Origin of the sequence: Roseibium sp. (assembly GCF_965229775.1) — a bacterium.
GTDB lineage: Bacteria > Pseudomonadota > Alphaproteobacteria > Rhizobiales > Stappiaceae > Roseibium.
Map to the genome: position 1 here is coordinate 5676127 of NZ_OZ245929.1, position 15181 is coordinate 5691307.

14 protein-coding genes are annotated in these 15181 nt (G+C 59.9%); 4 read left to right on the plus strand and 10 right to left on the minus strand.

Annotated features, from left to right (window positions below):
• Window positions 1–41: 41 nt before the first annotated feature.
• The 4 genes from ACO07N_RS25925 to ACO07N_RS25940 all read left to right on the plus strand — a co-directional run bounded on the left by ACO07N_RS25925 (window position 42) and on the right by ACO07N_RS25940 (window position 5778).
• Complete coding sequence (locus ACO07N_RS25925) at window positions 42–1760, plus strand: alkaline phosphatase family protein (protein ID WP_421983765.1); 1719 nt, start codon at window positions 42–44, stop codon at window positions 1758–1760.
• 5 nt (window positions 1761–1765) lie between these two features.
• Window positions 1766–3037 carry a DUF3179 domain-containing (seleno)protein gene (locus ACO07N_RS25930; protein WP_421983766.1) on the plus strand — a complete coding sequence of 424 codons (1272 nt, stop codon included), beginning with the start codon at window positions 1766–1768 and terminating at the stop codon, window positions 3035–3037.
• A gap of 59 nt (window positions 3038–3096) precedes the next feature.
• The gene (locus ACO07N_RS25935) at window positions 3097–4767 is read left to right on the plus strand and encodes a sulfatase-like hydrolase/transferase (protein WP_421983767.1); all 1671 of its coding nucleotides are present in this window, start codon (window positions 3097–3099) and stop codon (window positions 4765–4767) included.
• 234 nt (window positions 4768–5001) lie between these two features.
• The gene (locus ACO07N_RS25940; protein WP_421983768.1) at window positions 5002–5778 is read left to right on the plus strand and encodes a hypothetical protein; all 777 of its coding nucleotides are present in this window, start codon (window positions 5002–5004) and stop codon (window positions 5776–5778) included.
• 25 nt (window positions 5779–5803) lie between these two features.
• Here the strand turns inward: ACO07N_RS25940 and ACO07N_RS25945 are convergent, their stop codons facing one another.
• The 10 genes from ACO07N_RS25945 to flgB all read right to left on the minus strand — a co-directional run bounded on the left by ACO07N_RS25945 (window position 5804) and on the right by flgB (window position 14790).
• Window positions 5804–6139, minus strand: coding sequence for a cupin domain-containing protein (locus ACO07N_RS25945; RefSeq protein ID WP_421983769.1), 336 nt, complete (start codon window positions 6137–6139; stop codon window positions 5804–5806).
• A 224-nt stretch (window positions 6140–6363) separates the two neighbouring features.
• Entirely contained in the window at window positions 6364–7704 is a 1341-nt protein-coding gene (gene chrA, locus ACO07N_RS25950) for a chromate efflux transporter (RefSeq protein WP_421983770.1), read from the minus strand.
• Window positions 7705–7708: 4 nt separating this feature from the next.
• Window positions 7709–8527: a chromate resistance protein ChrB domain-containing protein gene (locus ACO07N_RS25955; protein WP_421983771.1), complete on the minus strand. Its 819-nt coding sequence runs from the start codon at window positions 8525–8527 to the stop codon at window positions 7709–7711.
• Between the two features lie 136 nt (window positions 8528–8663).
• Window positions 8664–11219, minus strand: coding sequence for a cell cycle histidine kinase CckA (gene cckA, locus ACO07N_RS25960; RefSeq protein WP_421983772.1), 2556 nt, complete (start codon window positions 11217–11219; stop codon window positions 8664–8666).
• A 202-nt stretch (window positions 11220–11421) separates the two neighbouring features.
• On the minus strand, window positions 11422–12501 hold the full coding sequence (gene flhB / locus ACO07N_RS25965; RefSeq protein ID WP_421983773.1) for a flagellar biosynthesis protein FlhB: 1080 nt from the start codon (window positions 12499–12501) through the stop codon (window positions 11422–11424).
• Window positions 12502–12510: 9 nt separating this feature from the next.
• Window positions 12511–13284, minus strand: a complete 774-nt coding sequence (fliR, locus tag ACO07N_RS25970; protein WP_421983774.1) for a flagellar biosynthetic protein FliR — start codon at window positions 13282–13284, stop codon at window positions 12511–12513.
• A 22-nt stretch (window positions 13285–13306) separates the two neighbouring features.
• Entirely contained in the window at window positions 13307–13573 is a 267-nt protein-coding gene (gene fliQ / locus ACO07N_RS25975) for a flagellar biosynthesis protein FliQ (RefSeq protein ID WP_421983775.1), read from the minus strand.
• A gap of 21 nt (window positions 13574–13594) precedes the next feature.
• A complete protein-coding gene (locus tag ACO07N_RS25980) occupies window positions 13595–13909 on the minus strand; it encodes a flagellar hook-basal body complex protein FliE (protein WP_421983776.1) in 315 nt (104 codons plus the stop codon).
• Between the two features lie 35 nt (window positions 13910–13944).
• Window positions 13945–14355 (minus strand): flagellar basal body rod protein FlgC, encoded by a 411-nt coding sequence (flgC, locus tag ACO07N_RS25985; RefSeq protein ID WP_319382839.1) that lies wholly within the window; start codon window positions 14353–14355, stop codon window positions 13945–13947.
• A gap of 30 nt (window positions 14356–14385) precedes the next feature.
• Window positions 14386–14790 carry a flagellar basal body rod protein FlgB gene (gene flgB, locus ACO07N_RS25990; RefSeq protein ID WP_421983777.1) on the minus strand — a complete coding sequence of 135 codons (405 nt, stop codon included), beginning with the start codon at window positions 14788–14790 and terminating at the stop codon, window positions 14386–14388.
• Window positions 14791–15181: the final 391 nt, after the last annotated feature.

Here is a 15181-nt window from a genome sequence, read left to right on the forward strand (position 1 = left end):
TGCGGGCTCTTGCCAACCCCAACAGGAACGGAGGAGCGACATTGCAAAACACGAAACGCCGCGCACGGCTGCTTTTCTTGACATCCCTTGCAATCGCCAGCCTCCCGGCGGCCACGCGCGCAGAACCGGTCCGCCTCATCGTTCAGATCACAGTCGACGGCCTCCGGGGTGACCTTCTGAACCGCTATCACGAGAGTTTCGGACCGGATGGGTTCCGCCGCCTGACGGAAGGCGGCCTCTGGTACACGGATGCCCATCACCTGCACGCGAACACGGAAACAATCGTCGGACATGCCACCTTGGCGACGGGAGCCCACCCGTCGGAGCACGGCATGATCGGCAATGCCTGGTTCAATCGCCTGGAAGGCCGTCTCGGCTACAATATCGAGGATCCCGACCATCCGATGCTGCCCATGCCGGGATTTGGCGGTGAAGGCGATCAGGTCGATCCGACGCAAGCTGCTGCAAAATCCAATGGCCGTTCTCCCGTGAACCTTCTGGCAAGCACGTTCGCGGACGAATTGTCCAAGTCGACCAACGGCCGCTCAAAGGTGTTCTCCGTGTCCGGCAAGGACCGCTCTGCCGTCGCCATGGGCGGACATCGCGGCAAATCGTTCTGGATGTCGACCGCAACCGGCGCATTTGAAACAAGCAGCTTCTACTACGATGCGTATCCCGACTGGGCCATCGAGTGGAACGCAGCGCGTCCCGCAGATGTCATGGTCGGTGAGACATGGTTTCCAGAGTGCCTCGATCCCCCTTATCTTTTCGACATCGAGGATCGGCCCTACGCAACGGACCTGCGCGGCTTCGGCAAGTCGTTTCCCCATCACTACGGTCCCCCCGAGGATGGCATGTATTACACCCAGGTCCTTGTTTCCCCGACCGGTGACCGTCTGGTAGCGGATTTTGCAAAGACGATCGTCACGGCCGAGCAGCTTGGTGCCGACGACTGGACAGACTATCTGAGCCTCAGCTTCTCCGGCGTGGATGCGACCAATCATTTCTTCGGCCCCTCGAGCCTCGAAAACGAAGAACTCGTGCGCTGTCTGGATCAGACGTTGGGCGCATTTTTCACCTTTCTCGACGAGACGGTTGGTGCGGATCACGTGCTCTACGTGCTTTCCGCCGATCACGGCATGCCGGAAATGCCGGAAGAGATGAACGAGACCGGGTTCCTTGCCTACCGGAATTCGACCGAGGTCCTCACGGCAAACTTGAACCCCGTCCTTTTCGAGGAATTCGGCGTAAAGGACGCGATCCAGTACTTCTTCCGCCCCTACGTCTACCTCGACCACGAGGCGATTTCCGAGGCCGGTGCGGATCGGCGGGAGATCGAGCGACGCGTCGCGGAAAACCTGAAGGCGGAAAAGGGAATCGCCATGGCAATGCCCACCGTGCCGCTGCCGGAGCAGGAAGGCGACTTCCTTCAGGCGCCGATCAGGCGCAACCATCATCCGCAGCGATCCGGCGACATTTACGTGGTTCAGACGCCCTATTCCTTCCTGTTCGAAGAAGGTGCCATTGCCGTCATGCACGGATCGCCTTGGCGTTACGACACGCATGTTCCGATCCTGTTTTCAGGCCCCGGTATCGCGCCTGCGAGGATCGCAAGGCGGGTCGCAACGATTGACGTAGCGATAACTTTAAGCACAATCTTCGGTACAACAATTCCGAGCGGAGCATCCGGAGGAGTGCTCTTCGAAACACTTGCCGATACGAAAATAAGTAAAAATGCCTATACTTCGGAAGCTAGGTAGGGGAAATGGCAATTATTGGAAATCTACTTTTCTACGCCGGGCTCGCCGTCTCTCTTGTCATCGGCCTCCTCTACTTCCGGGATCTCGGCGACGTCACGCAGATGGTTCTGAAGGTGAAGCGGGACAACATGGCCCGGTTCATCCGCAACGAGTACCGCCTTCTTGCCGTCGGACTGTCTGCGGCAGCGGTGATGACGCTGTCCCATTTGCTGTTGGGAGGAGGCCCATTCTGGCTCTGGCTTGTCGCCGTTCTGCTGCTGATCGTCCTTTATGCCTTTCCCTATGTTTGGGTGCATGTCGGCCTTAGGAACCAGAAGAATTCGGCGAAATACCTTCCCGTAAGGGACGCAATGGAATGGGTCAGCCCGTCCAGCCAGGTCCTTGTCATCGAGAACAACGGCGTCGCCCGCGCGCATCCGGACGCCCAGATCATGCGCCCGCATCTTGCCGGCAACCGGGAAGGGTTGGACGGCGAAAACGTCATCATGACCTATTGTGCGATGGCCAATCTGGGGATCGGCTACACGCCGAAGATCGAGGGACAGGAGCTGGACCTTGAGGTGCTGGCGCAACACGGCAACAATCTGATCCTGCGCGACAACCGGACCGGCGAACCGATCCAGCAGATCTACGGGTTTCGCGACCGGGACGGCACCCCTTCCGAAAATGGTGCCACCTGCCCTGTCCGGCCGCAATTGGCCATGCGTCCCTGGCCAACCTTCCGGATGACCATGCGCGGTTTCAAGAAGGCCTATCCCGACGGCAAGGTCTTCATCAACAAGCCGTCGGAAAACCCGTTCCTGTTTCTGTTCGACCTCGCCATTGAGACCATCTTTTCTTCTGAAATCTCCCGTCAGCACCGGGTGAACGAACCGATCATCGGGAACATGAACCGCACTGCCGACAAGCGCCTGCACAACAAGACCTATGTCTGGGGCGTCGACATCGACGGCGACGCGGTTTGCTGGACGGATGATTTCGTCATTGAAAACGGCAACACCGTCAATGCCCGGGTCGGAACGAGGGATCTGGTGGTCGCATGGGATCCGAAATTCGAGAGCCTCGGCGTCTGGTACAACGACACGGGCGCACCGGTCACGGAGATCGATTTCTTCGGCGTGACGCCGGCCGGAAGACTGCAGCGGGTCGAAAACGTCCGCCCCGGAATGTTCTGGCACGTATGGGCCGAATACTTTCCCAACACTGACATCAACCGGATCGGCGAGGCCTCGGGGAAAGACGAGACAAGCGGCGCTGAAACCGAGGCCGCGCAGTGAGACGCGGCGGCTGCGAAGCAAATGAAACATTGAGTTTTTACAAGAACCGGGAGCCTGAAATGAACAGACTGCTGACGGCAATGACACTCGCACTGCTGACGGTGCCCGCCCATGCGCAGAACGCACCCATTGTCCATGACGCGGAATACTACATTCTCCAGGCCCAGAACGGCGAGAAATGGGCCGAGGAAGATGCGGCCCTCGATACCGCCCTCGCCGAAATCCGCGACCGCAATGACGGCAAACCGCCGAACATCTTCTACATCCTGATCGACGATATCGGCTTCGGCGACCTCGGCAGCGCGACCCTGAACGCCATTCGCGGCTACAAGACGCCTGCGATCAACGAACTTGCCAGCGAAGGCATGCGACTTGCCCGCATGTATACCGAACCCTCTTGCACCCCCACCCGTGTCGCCTTCATGACCGGGCGCCAGCCTCACCGCAACGGCATGGGCAATACGCAGGTCGAGCTCTCCGGTTTCGGCCTTGCGGACGCGGAAGTCACGCTTGCGGAGGTCTTGTCCGAAGCCGGCTACAACACCTCCCATGTCGGCAAGTGGCACATGGGCGACATCCAGGCGTCCTGGCCGAATTTCCAAGGCTTCGATTATGCCGTCTTCCCGATCCATCAGCAGGGTCAGCTGACCATCTATCATGACGATTCAGCCGACGAAGAAATCTCGATCGGGATCGGCGACCACAACTATGATGACCGTTACACGCTTGACCGCTGGTTCCGGACGGATGCATCCCGCCTCGTCACGGGCGTCGAGGGTACCCGCAATGAACCCGTTCAGGAAGTGGAGATGACCACCGGCGAGCGCTGGAACGAAGCCAAGTATCACGAAATGAACGTCCGGTATCAGAACCAGGCGATGGAACAGCTGCGCGAACTCGCCGCGAAGGACGAGCCCTTTTTCCTGCAATACTGGCCGCTCTACCCGCTGACCGGGCCTCGCACCACGACGGATGAATACACAACCCCGAATGGCGGTGTTTACGTTGAGAAAATGAAACTTGTCGACCAGTGGATCGGCGAACTCCTGCGCGAAATGGACACGCTGGGTGTTGCCGACAACACCATCGTCATCGTCATGGGCGACAACGGCCATTTCACGAAATACTCGCCCCAATCCGGATACACCCCGATGATCTTCAAGGGCGGCAAGGGCAAGACAACGGAAGGCGGCGTGCGCGTCGATGCCTTCGTGCGCTGGCCCGGCGTCATCGAGGCAAATTCGGTCGTCGGAGACATGGTGCATGTCAGCGACCTCTTCACCACCCTCGCCCGCCTCGGCGGCGCATCCGGCAACATCCCGACGGACCGCATCATCGACGGCATCGATCAGACGTCGCTGCTGCTGAACGGTGAGGAATTCGGCCGCCGCGATTACGTGTTCCTTTACAACATCAACAAGCTGGAGGCCGTGGTGAAGGAGCAGTACAAGCTCGCGATCCCCGGCGGCAGCATCGAGAATGCCATTCTCGCCGACTTCTACGACCTGTTCCGCGATCCTCAGGAGAAGTATCCGGTGTCCACCGAAATCGGCGCCTGGGGCAGCGCGAAATTCGTGAACATGTTGCAGCGCCATCTGATGCGAAAGGAAAAATATCCGGACATGAAACCGGACGTCGGCATGCCTTATGACGGGGTGACAAACCTGCGCCCCGAAACACAGGCGATGCTCGAGGAGTGGCTGTTCATGCGGAAAACACCGGAGCAATGACGCCAGGACGGAAGACCCGGGGAAACGCGGACATCCTCATCTTTGACGATGTTGCATTTCCGCCATGCCCGGGACTTTTTGTGCTCTGCCGGTGGCGACCGCGTCACGCATATGTTTGAATAAAATCAATCAGATCAACTGATTTGAACTGAAAATGCGGCAAGAAGGCAAGATTTCATGCGCAATTTTTACAGTAATGCTGCCAAAGCGTACGGCGTGGGTCTGACTTTACTCATGGCGAGCTTGCCGTTCTCGACGTCATACGCGGCTGATCTGCCACAACCTGCAACCGAACCTTACCAGGTCAACGAGCGGGTCAACCGCGCCTGGGAGTTCATGATCGCGCCCTATTTTGTCGCTGCCAACATCACCGGCACCTCGCAGGTCGGCCGTCTGCCGAACACGGACATCGACATCAGCACCAGCGACATCCTGGAAAACCTGAAATTCGGTGCGATGATTCGTGCGGAAGCGCTCTACCAGCAGAAATTCGGTGCGATGATTGACGTCGCCTACATGGGTCTTGGTTCATCCGCCGACGTGTTTGCCGGACGGGGCCGCATCAGCGTCGGGGTTGACCAGACCATCGTCGAGGGAATGCTGTTTTATCGCGTCTACAACTCACCGCAGACCTCGGTCGACCTCTATGCCGGCGGACGCTACTGGGACATCAACCTGGATCTCAATGCACAGGGCACCTTCGTCGGCAATTTCGACATCTCCCGCGGCGACGACTGGATCGATCCGGTCGTCGGCATTCGCGCCTTCCACATGTTCAACGACAAATGGTCTGCCAACGCCAGAGGCGACATTGGCGGCTTCGGTGTGGCGTCCGACTTCACCTGGAACGTTCAGGGCGGCGTCGGCTACCACTTCAACAAGACCTGGTCGGCCCACATGCAGTACAAGGCGTTGAGTGTCGACTACGACAACGACAAGACCGGCACTGACAGCTTCGGCTACGACACCATCACCCACGGCCCGTTGCTCGGCGTCGTCGCCCGCTTCTGAGCGGTGACACGGCACGCGCCGCGCATCACCTCTTGACCGGGTAGCGGTGCGCTTCCTCGAAGACGTCGATGACCTTCGTGCCCGCCTTGATGACAGCGCCATGTTCAGCGCCGCTCGGGATGTCGTAGATGGCGCCCGGGCCGAGGGTTTTCGTTTCCCCGTTGATCGTCAATTCAATCTGCCCGTCCAGCACCGTCCCCCACTGGGCAAGATGGGCATGCGGCGGCAGCACAAAATCCTTCTGAAAATCGAAAAAGACGACAAGCCCGGCATCCGACTGGATCGCATGCGAGGTCACTACATCTTCGGGAAACGGGATGTCCAGTGCGGGAAAATTCTTGATGAAATCCGGTAACTGCATGCTTCTACCCCAAATGCGATGACACAACGAAAGCACAGTGCCCCCTCGCGACCTCCCGCGCAAGCGGCCCGCTCAAATCTCCGTTGACGGCAGGAAATGGTCTCGCAGGCATCGGGACACGGCGTGTCCGCACCCAAGCAAAGCCCCGACATTCAGATTCGAAAACAATAACTTGGAGCCGCAACCGGAATCAGTTTCTGACCTTCTTTCGCCCATGCGAACACTCAGCCGACCTGGGACAGCACCACACCTGCAAGCGCCGCCGCGAGCAAGGTCCAGATCAGGTTGACATGGAAGCGGAGCAGGAGAAGGCCGCCGAATATCGCGAGCACAGGCACCCGCCAGTCCAGACTTGCCAGCTCCGGCACCCAGAGGGTCAACCACCCCCACCGCTCGGCACTGACGGATCCGAAGACGACATGCAGTGTGAACCAGACCGAGAGATTGAGCACAACCCCAACCACGGCAGCGATGATGGCCGAAAGTGCCGATTGCAGCCTTGGCAACGCCGATATCCGGTCAATGTAGGGTGCGCCTGCGAAGATCCACAAGAAGCAGGGAACGAATGTCGCCCACAGCGCGACGAGACCGCCGGCCAGGCCCGACCAGAGGCCGCCGCTCTGAAACGCGGCCAGAAATCCCACGAACTGCGTCACCAGGATCAACGGCCCTGGTGTCGTCTCGGCAAGACCGAGCCCATCCATCATTTCACCTGCGCTGAGCCAGCCGTGCTGGATGACCACGTCTTGCGCCATGTAGGCGAGAACGGCGTATGCACCGCCGAATGTCACAACGGCCAGCTTGGAGAAGAACCAGCCGAGCTCGCTCAGGACCGGGGCTCCGCCCCACCAGTCGAGCAGAGCCAGCGGTCCGAGCCACAAGGCCAGCCAGACGGTGATACGGGCAAGGGTCCCGGCGAAGGGAACACCGGCACCGGCGTGTGAACCGGCACCGCCATCGCCCGCATCACGCCCGGCTCCCCTTCCCGTCGCCGCGCCGAACAGCGCGGCGGCCAGCACGATCAGCGGGAACGGCAGAGACAGAAAGAAAATGGCCACGAAAGCCAGACCGGCAATGATCCATTCCTTCCGCTCCTTCAAGGCCCGCCTCGAAAGCCTCAGCAAGGCTTCCAGCACGACAACAAGAACGGCAGCCTTGATGCCCAGGAACAGCTGGGACATCAGCGCAACATTGCCGAAGACGGCATAGAGGCCCGCCAGCGCGAAGATGGCAAGTGCCCCCGGGATCACGAAAAGCAGGCCCGCAACGAGCCCGCCTGCAATGCCCCGCAGCTTCCAGCCGCAATAGGTCGCAAGCTGCATGGCTTCCGGTCCCGGCAGAAGCATGCAGAAGCCGAGGGCGTTGGCGTAGGCTCTCTCGGAAAGCCAGCCGGTTTCCTCGACCAGCTTGCGATGCATCAGCGCGATCTGGGCCGCGGGACCGCCGAATGACAGAAGGCCGATGCTGCCGAATACGGCAAACAGCCGCCTCCAGGAAACCGCTATATCCTTGCACAGCGGAGCCGGCCCGGCCGGAGACCGGGCAGTTTCTGACTGTCTCGGCATGAAATCAGCCCTTGCCGCCAGTCGTGGGCCAGTCGTGTCCTTCCTCGGTCGCATCGCGCGCCCAGCGGTAGAAGGCGTCGTAAAGACCCATGCCTGCCTCGAGCTGGCGCAGGTCGTCCTTGTACATGCGCGACAGGCCGAGCGAAGCCGCCAGCAGCCCTGCGGCCTCCGGTGCCAGGTCGTGCCGATTGGTATCGGCAGCCCGCACGATGGTGGCGAGCCTTGATAGCGGCGCGCCTTGAAGCTGGAATTCCTCAAGCATCGTATCGAAGCTGCAGCGATCGCCGCGGTGGCTCCAGAAGGCATTTTCAACATCGAACGGCGTGGCGCCGAATTTTTCGGCGACCGCATCAACCTGTGCCGGTGACACGAACAGGAACCGGGCGGACGGATCGACAAACCGGCGTATCAGCCACGGACAGGCAATCCGGTCTATCTTGGGCCGATGGCGCGTCACCCAGACGGTCTGTCCCTCGGAATTCCTGTCTGGCAGACTTGCAGCCGGCACCATCGGCAGCCCTGCCTCGCGCCATCCGGTGCATCCGCCCTCCAGGAATTCGGCCTGGATGCCGCTTGCTCGCAGGATCGCCGCAACCCCTTCCGACAGCTTCAGCCCCTTCCAGCAGGCGACAACCACCCGCCTGCCCTGCAGCCGGCCGGCAAGATCGTCGGCACTCCGGAACGGGTGCCGGAAGGACGACGGGATCAAACCGGGGTCTGCGGCGAAGTCCTCGTCGATACGCACGTCAAGGATCACCGGCGCATCGGGCGAACCGACCAGTCGTGACAGCTGTGAAACGGATATGGAGTTCAGAGACGGCATGGCGCGTCCTCCCGTTGAATGGGTTTCAAGGACGCGAAACTTCAGCTTACGCCTCACGGGGTGTTCGCTCGCCCCATGGAATTTAAGTGCCAAATTGCCGGAAGCCTGTCAAGAAAACAGGCTCCGGCGGTTTGTGCTACCCGTTCAAAACGTCCTTCACGGTCGTCGCCAGCTGCTTCAGCGTGAACGGTTTCGGCAGGAAGAAGAACTGTTCGCCCTCGGGCAGGTTCTCTTCGAAGGCATCTTCGGCATATCCGGACACGAAAATGATCTTCAGATCGGGTTGCGTCTTGCGAAGCTCCACGAGGAGGGTCGGCCCGTCCATTTCCGGCATGACCACATCGGAGACGACCAGGTCGATTTCACCGCCGGCCTCTTCCATCACCTCAAGCGCTTCGTTGCCCGAGCCTGCTTCGTGAACCGTATAGCCTCGTGAGGCCAGCGCACGGGCGGCAAAGGCGCGCACCGCTTCTTCGTCCTCCACGAGGAGGATCGTGGCCGATCCGGTGAGATCGGCGACCTTTTCAGGTTCCGTTTCCTTGGGCTCGGGCTTGGGTTCCTCGACAATTTCGGGAATGTGCCGCGGCAGGAACAGACGGAAGGTCGTACCGGCATCGACTTCGGAGGTGCAGAAAATGAAGCCGCCGGTCTGCTTGACGATCCCGTAGACCGTCGAAAGGCCGAGGCCGGTTCCCTTGCCGACTTCCTTGGTGGAAAAGAACGGATCGAAGATCTTCTCCATGATTTCCGGCGGCATCCCGTGGCCGGTGTCCTCCACTTCCACAAGCGTGTACTCGCCGGGCGGCATGCCCCGCGTGTTCTCGAACTGGGTGGACTGGGCTTCCTCAACGTTGCTGGTGCGGATGGTCAACCGTCCGCCCTCGGCCATCGCGTCGCCCGCATTCACGGCCAGATTGACGATGACCTGCTCAAGCTGGTTGAGATCCGCCATGACCGGCCACAGATCGCGGCCGTGAACCACTTTCAGCTCGACCTTCTCGCCGAGCAGGCGATCCAGCAGGATCGACAGATCGGCCAGGACATCGTTCAGTTCGAGCTGTTGCGGCCGCAATGTCTGGCGGCGCGAGAACGCAAGCAGCTGCCGCACGAGCCCGGCGGCGCGGTTCGCGTTCTGCTTGATGTTCATGATGTCCTGGAAGGACGGATCAGTGGGCCGGTGGCTGGCCAGAAGAAGATCGGAAAAGCCGATAATGGCGGTCAGCACATTGTTGAAGTCATGCGCGACGCCGCCGGCCAGCTGGCCGATCGCCTGCATCTTCTGGCTTTGCGCGAACTGGGCTTCCAGGGCCCTTTGCTGCGTCGTCTCCAGGGCATAGACGATCGCCGTCTCGCCGTCGCCTTCACCGTCCTGGACGGCGGACACGTAGAAGGTCGCCGAACGCGGATCATTTCCCTCGACCAGCGGAATATCGATCGGTGCGATTTCGCCGATGCCTTTGGCTGCTGCCGAGAGGGCCTTGGACAGATCCTCGCGCCCGCTCTCCGCGACATAGGCCTCGAGTTTTGGCGATTCCTCGACCGTGTCGGCGGCACCGAACAGTTTCAGGAACGGCGCATTCGTGCGCAGGACCCGGCCCTCGTTGTTGAGCGATGCAATCGAGATCGGTGTGTTGTTGAAGAAGCGGGCGAAACGAACCTCGGCGGCACGCAGCGCCTCGGACGCTTCCTCGCCCTCGCCTCGCGACCGGTTCAGCACCAGCGTACGGCTGTCGCCAGGTTGTCCGTTTTCACCGAACGGAACCCGGTGCAGCAGCCGCACGGGCAGTCCGCGCCCGTTGCGCGTGACGAAATCGAGATCGAACGTCTCGCTCTTGACCTCGCCGGCCTGGCCCTTGACGGAACGGATCAGTTCGGTGCCGTCACCGCGCACGATTTCCGAAAGATCGAGATCGCCGGCATCGAACTGCGCGAGATCATAGCCAAGCCAGTCAGCGAGCGTCGCGTTCAGGTAGACGATGCGGCCCCTGGAATCGCTTGAGAAGAACCCGGCAGGGGCATGATCGAGAAAATTGATGACCCGCTGAAGTTCCTGGAAGGAGTTTTCCTGTTCGGCCCGATCGCGGGTGATGTCGGCAAGCTGCCAGATCGACATCTGCTTGCCGCTGCGCTCGCCGGAAGACTGCAACGGCCTGACGGAAACACGGTACCAGCGCGCAGTTCCCTCGACGCGGCCGAGGGGAAACGGCATCCGGATCTCTTCCTGGACCTTGCGGCCTTCGCGCATTGCCTGGGAGAGCCTGAAGATCGCGTCGGCGGCGTCCGGATCGGAGGAGAACACCCGTTCGACGACGCGGATGTCGGACGGCGTGTCCGCTCCGGTCAGTTCGGCATAGGCGGTATTGGCATAAACCAGGCGTCCGTCGGTATCGGTGATCAGGGCACCGTCATCCATCGTGTCGACAAAGGCGGCCGCAAGCGGATTGGCTTCCCCCGGCCGCGCAGACAGGCGCAGAAAGCCGATGGCACCGGCAAACAGGCAGAACACACCGACCACCGCCAGAATGCCGAGCAGCGCGAGGATGAACGGCTGGGCGACTTCGCGGTCCATGACCGCAAAGGCAGCAGCAGCCCCAACCAGAAGCACAGCCAGGCCTATCAGGAGGCCAATATTACCGGAGCGCTCCGGCCGGCTGATCATCGGCCCGCCCGGCGCTCCGTCCGTGTCACTCATACGTCCTGTCTCCCGGCCCGATTCGGTTTCTTTGGGGCCGTCTACAAGCATTCTGTGCTTGCCCCCCAATTTCAACTGATATGACGTTTACTTCTGTTGAAATTCACGCGTTTGAAGGCGTTTTTTGACGCGCGGTGAAGCCGTGCACCGGTCTGCACCCCAAAAGCATGTCTTCAAGAGCGATTGAGCCGGGGTCAGGACCCTAGTTTGCTCTCCAGGACGCACGTTTGCGCATTCTGAAGACGAAGCCGATGACCTCGGCAACCGCCTTGTAATGCTCTTCGGGAACTTCCTGATCGATTTCCACCGTTGCGTAAAGTGCCCTGGCCAGCGGCGGGTTCTCAACGACAGGAACCTCGTTGTCCTTCGCGACCTCGCGCATTTTCAGGGCGATCGCATCCGTGCCCTTGGCAAGGCAGAGCGGTGCGCCCATGCCTTCCTCGTACTTGAGCGCAACGGCAAAGTGCGTCGGGTTGGTCACGACAACGGTCGCCTGCGGCACCGCCGCCATCATGCGCTTGCGCGAGCGCTCCATGCGCAGTTGCCGGATCTTGCCCTTGACCAGCGGGTCGCCCTCGGTCTGCTTGAATTCTTCCTTCACCTCGCGAAGGGACATCTTCTGTTTCTTGAACCACTTGTTCTTCTGGTAGGCGTAGTCTGCCGCGGCCACAACGGTCATGACAGCAAGGATTGCCGCAAGCAACTGCAGGATCAGGACCTGAGCCTCTTCCAGGATGACGCTTGTTTCGGCGAAAATGATGATTTCTGCCTCATCGCGATGCGGCCATACGACCGCAACCATCAGCGCGCCGACGATCGAGATCTTGAACATGCCCTTGGCAAAGTTCACCAGGCTGTCGGCGGAAAACAAACGCTTGAACCCGGAGAGCGGCGAAATCTTGGACAATTTGGGCTTGATCGTCTCGGCGGTCAGAAGCGGCTGATGCTGTATGAGATTTCCGGCAACGGCCATGACAAGCAGCGAGATCAGCGGCAGACCGACGATCAGGGCGACCGACTGGCCCGTATCGCGCCAGAGCGCCTTCAGGGCGAATCCGTCCACGGGGATCTGGTGCGCGTGTTCGATATACCCCTTCATGAGACCGCTGAGCGACGCCGCCGCCCCCGGCGCGAAGATAGCGATCATCAGGGTTGCCCCGGCAAGGGTGAACCAGGTGCTGACCTCCTGCGATTTGGGAACGTCCCCCTTGTCATGCGCTTCCTTCAAGCGCTTTTGCGTGGGGTCCTCAGTCTTTTCTGAGTCGTCGGTATCGTCAGCCATGTCGACCCGTCACCCTATGATGAACTTGCCGATCGATTCCTGGAAATGCTCGAGATAGAACATCATCAGCGTCGCGATCAGCGCCATGAGAAGGAACAGACCCACGGCGATGTTCACGGGCATCGCGATGAAGAAGATCTGCATTTGCGGCATCAGCTTGTTGAGCAGGCCGAGACCGAAATAGAACACCAGCCCGACCACCAGGAACGGCGCGCTCATTCGCACCGCAATCGTGAACACATGCGCAACCGTTTCCGTGGCGTTTTGCGCAAAATCGCTCATGGGCGGCAGATTGCCGGGCGGAAAAATCGTGAAGCTGTCATACAGGGCGGCGATGACCAGGTAGTGCGAATCCGACACGAAGACCAGCGTGATCCCCAGGACGGCCAGAAAGTTGCCGTAGAGAGCCCCCTGCTGACCTTCGTTTGCGATATCCGTGCCCAGCGCGAAGGCAAGCCCGGACTGGTTCGCCATGATCATGCCGGCAATCTGGAGCGCGGACGTGATCAGGCGCGCGCACAGCCCGATGCCGAACCCGATGGCGAGTTCACCTCCCAGCAGCAAAAGCAGCTGCATCATGTTTGACGTGAGGTTGTCCGGATAGAGCGACGCCGCGACCGGGTACATCACCAGCGTGAGCGCAAGCGCGATGGTCAGCCGGAAACGCATGGGAATGGAGCTCTCGCCAAGCGCGGGAAGAAGCATCAGCATCGTTCCGAGGCGGGCGAACATCAACAGGAAGGCGGCGGCGACATCCGGCAGGAAATCTAGCTGAATGGTCATGAGGTCGCGCCCGTGAGCCCCTTCAGCCGGTAGTCAGGATCATTTCGGTGACCCGTCCCATGAACGCCTGAAGCAACTGGCTCATGAACGGCAGCGTCACAAGGATCGTCACGAAAATCGCGAGGATCTTGGGCACGAAGACCAGGGTCATTTCCTGGATCTGCGTCAGCGCCTGGAACAGAGCGATCACGACGCCGACGAGCAGCCCGATGACCATGGCCGGTGCGGCCACGAGGATCATCGTCCAAACGGCCTCGCGGGCCAGATCGAGTACTTCGCCTCCGGTCATGTCAATTCCCCCAAGGCGCGGTCAGATCGGCATCCGCATGATTTCTTCATAGGCGGAAATGACACGGTCACGAACCGCGACCATGGTTTCCAGGGCGACTTCGGTCTCGGCCACGGCCGTGACGACATCGACGACGCCGGTGTTGCCTTCGATCATCCCGATCGCTTTCTCGTCGGCCTGCTGCCCCTTGTCGACAACGGTATCGACGGCTTCCTTTACCATCTGGCCGAAATCCATCCCGGTGGCTTCGGGAGTGGTTTCTTCAATGGTTCTAGCTTGCTGCTGGAGCTTGGCTGCCAGCTGGTAGGCATTGTTTGCAATTGACGGAGTGGTCACGGCTCCGGCCCCTTTCGGTAAGTGTATTCCAGAATTCAGGCGCGCAGGATATCGATCGTTCGCTGCAACATCCGGCGCGTGGATTCGATAACGTTCAGATTGGCCTCATAGGAACGCTGGGCTTCCCGCATGTCGGTTGTCTCGATCAGCGTGTTCACGTTCGGCTGCAGCACATATCCGTTCTCGTCGGCGGCCGGGTGTCCCGGCATATGCGTCGACTTGAAATCGGAGGTATCTTCCGCGACCTTGCCGAGTTCGACGGTCTTTGCGCCGAGTTCCTTGTCGAAATGGCTCTGGAAGGTCGGGATCTTGCGCCGGTAGGGCTCCTCCTCCGGCGTGCGCGCCGTCGAATTCGCATTGGCGATGTTCTCCGCGATGATGCGCATCCGGCCGTTCTGGGCCTTCAGCCCGCTCGCGGAGACGAACAGGGATTTGATCAGGTCCAACTTGCCAATCCTCCTTCAATCTGCGGCGCGCTAAACGCTCTTGGAAAGCGCGGTCCGGATGAGACCCAGCCCCTTGGTGTAGAGGGTCGTCGCGGCTTGGAAATCCATCTGGTTCTGCGTGATTTTCATCATCTGCTCTTCCAGATTCACATTGTTGCCGTCGGGCGTTACCTCAAAGGAGTCCAGTTTCTCCACCTTCACAGGCAGGTTGCCGGACACGGCCCCTGAGATATGACCGACCCTGGTGACGGCGGTACTGACGGCTATGTTCTGAAGCCCGATATGGTCCTGAAACGAGTACGACTTGACGTCCCTGGACACATATCCGGGCGTATTCGCATTGGCGATGTTTTCAGCCAGAACGCTCTGCCGGGTCTGGTGCCACTGCATCTTCGACTTCAGCGCCTGGAAGAGCGGCAAGTCCATTGCGGCCATCTTTGTCACCATGTGTTAACCAACTAGGCAATCATTGCCGCCTAAATGGTTAACGAATAGTTAATACATGAATTCGCAAATGGCGGAACTTCTACAAAAAACAGTGGAATAGCCCGACATTCCTTTGCAATTCGCGAATTCGAGCTACCTCAAAACAGGCAATATTTGCCCACTTCTGTTAATTTTACATCGGAAAGAGATTCGGTCTCCGACAGCAAGCGAAACGGGAAATTGTGGCGAATTGCCGGATTATCGACACATTCGAAAGACGGAGAAACAGCTTCCGCAAATCGCTGAACACAGACCCGGCAGCGGCAACAATTGCTGGGGAAAAACTGGAAATACCCCAATTGCGACGACGGCGCGATGTATCGGCAAAACGAGAACATTC

Bases quoted from the DNA above. Each gene is read 5' to 3' on its own strand.
- ACO07N_RS25930 (WP_421983766.1), top strand. From the start codon at position 1,766: ATGGCAATTATTGGAAATCTACTTTTCTACGCCGGGCTCGCCGTCTCT.
- ACO07N_RS25935 (WP_421983767.1), top strand. From the start codon at position 3,097: ATGAACAGACTGCTGACGGCAATGACACTCGCACTGCTGACGGTGCCC.
- ACO07N_RS25940 (WP_421983768.1), top strand. From the start codon at position 5,002: ATGGCGAGCTTGCCGTTCTCGACGTCATACGCGGCTGATCTGCCACAA.
- ACO07N_RS25945 (WP_421983769.1), bottom strand. From the start codon at position 6,139: ATGCAGTTACCGGATTTCATCAAGAATTTTCCCGCACTGGACATCCCG.
- chrA (WP_421983770.1), bottom strand. From the start codon at position 7,704: ATGCCGAGACAGTCAGAAACTGCCCGGTCTCCGGCCGGGCCGGCTCCG.
- ACO07N_RS25955 (WP_421983771.1), bottom strand. From the start codon at position 8,527: ATGCCGTCTCTGAACTCCATATCCGTTTCACAGCTGTCACGACTGGTC.
- cckA (WP_421983772.1), bottom strand. From the start codon at position 11,219: ATGAGTGACACGGACGGAGCGCCGGGCGGGCCGATGATCAGCCGGCCG.
- flhB (WP_421983773.1), bottom strand. From the start codon at position 12,501: ATGGCTGACGATACCGACGACTCAGAAAAGACTGAGGACCCCACGCAA.
- fliR (WP_421983774.1), bottom strand. From the start codon at position 13,284: ATGACCATTCAGCTAGATTTCCTGCCGGATGTCGCCGCCGCCTTCCTG.
- fliQ (WP_421983775.1), bottom strand. From the start codon at position 13,573: ATGACCGGAGGCGAAGTACTCGATCTGGCCCGCGAGGCCGTTTGGACG.
- flgB (WP_421983777.1), bottom strand. From the start codon at position 14,790: ATGGCCGCAATGGACTTGCCGCTCTTCCAGGCGCTGAAGTCGAAGATG.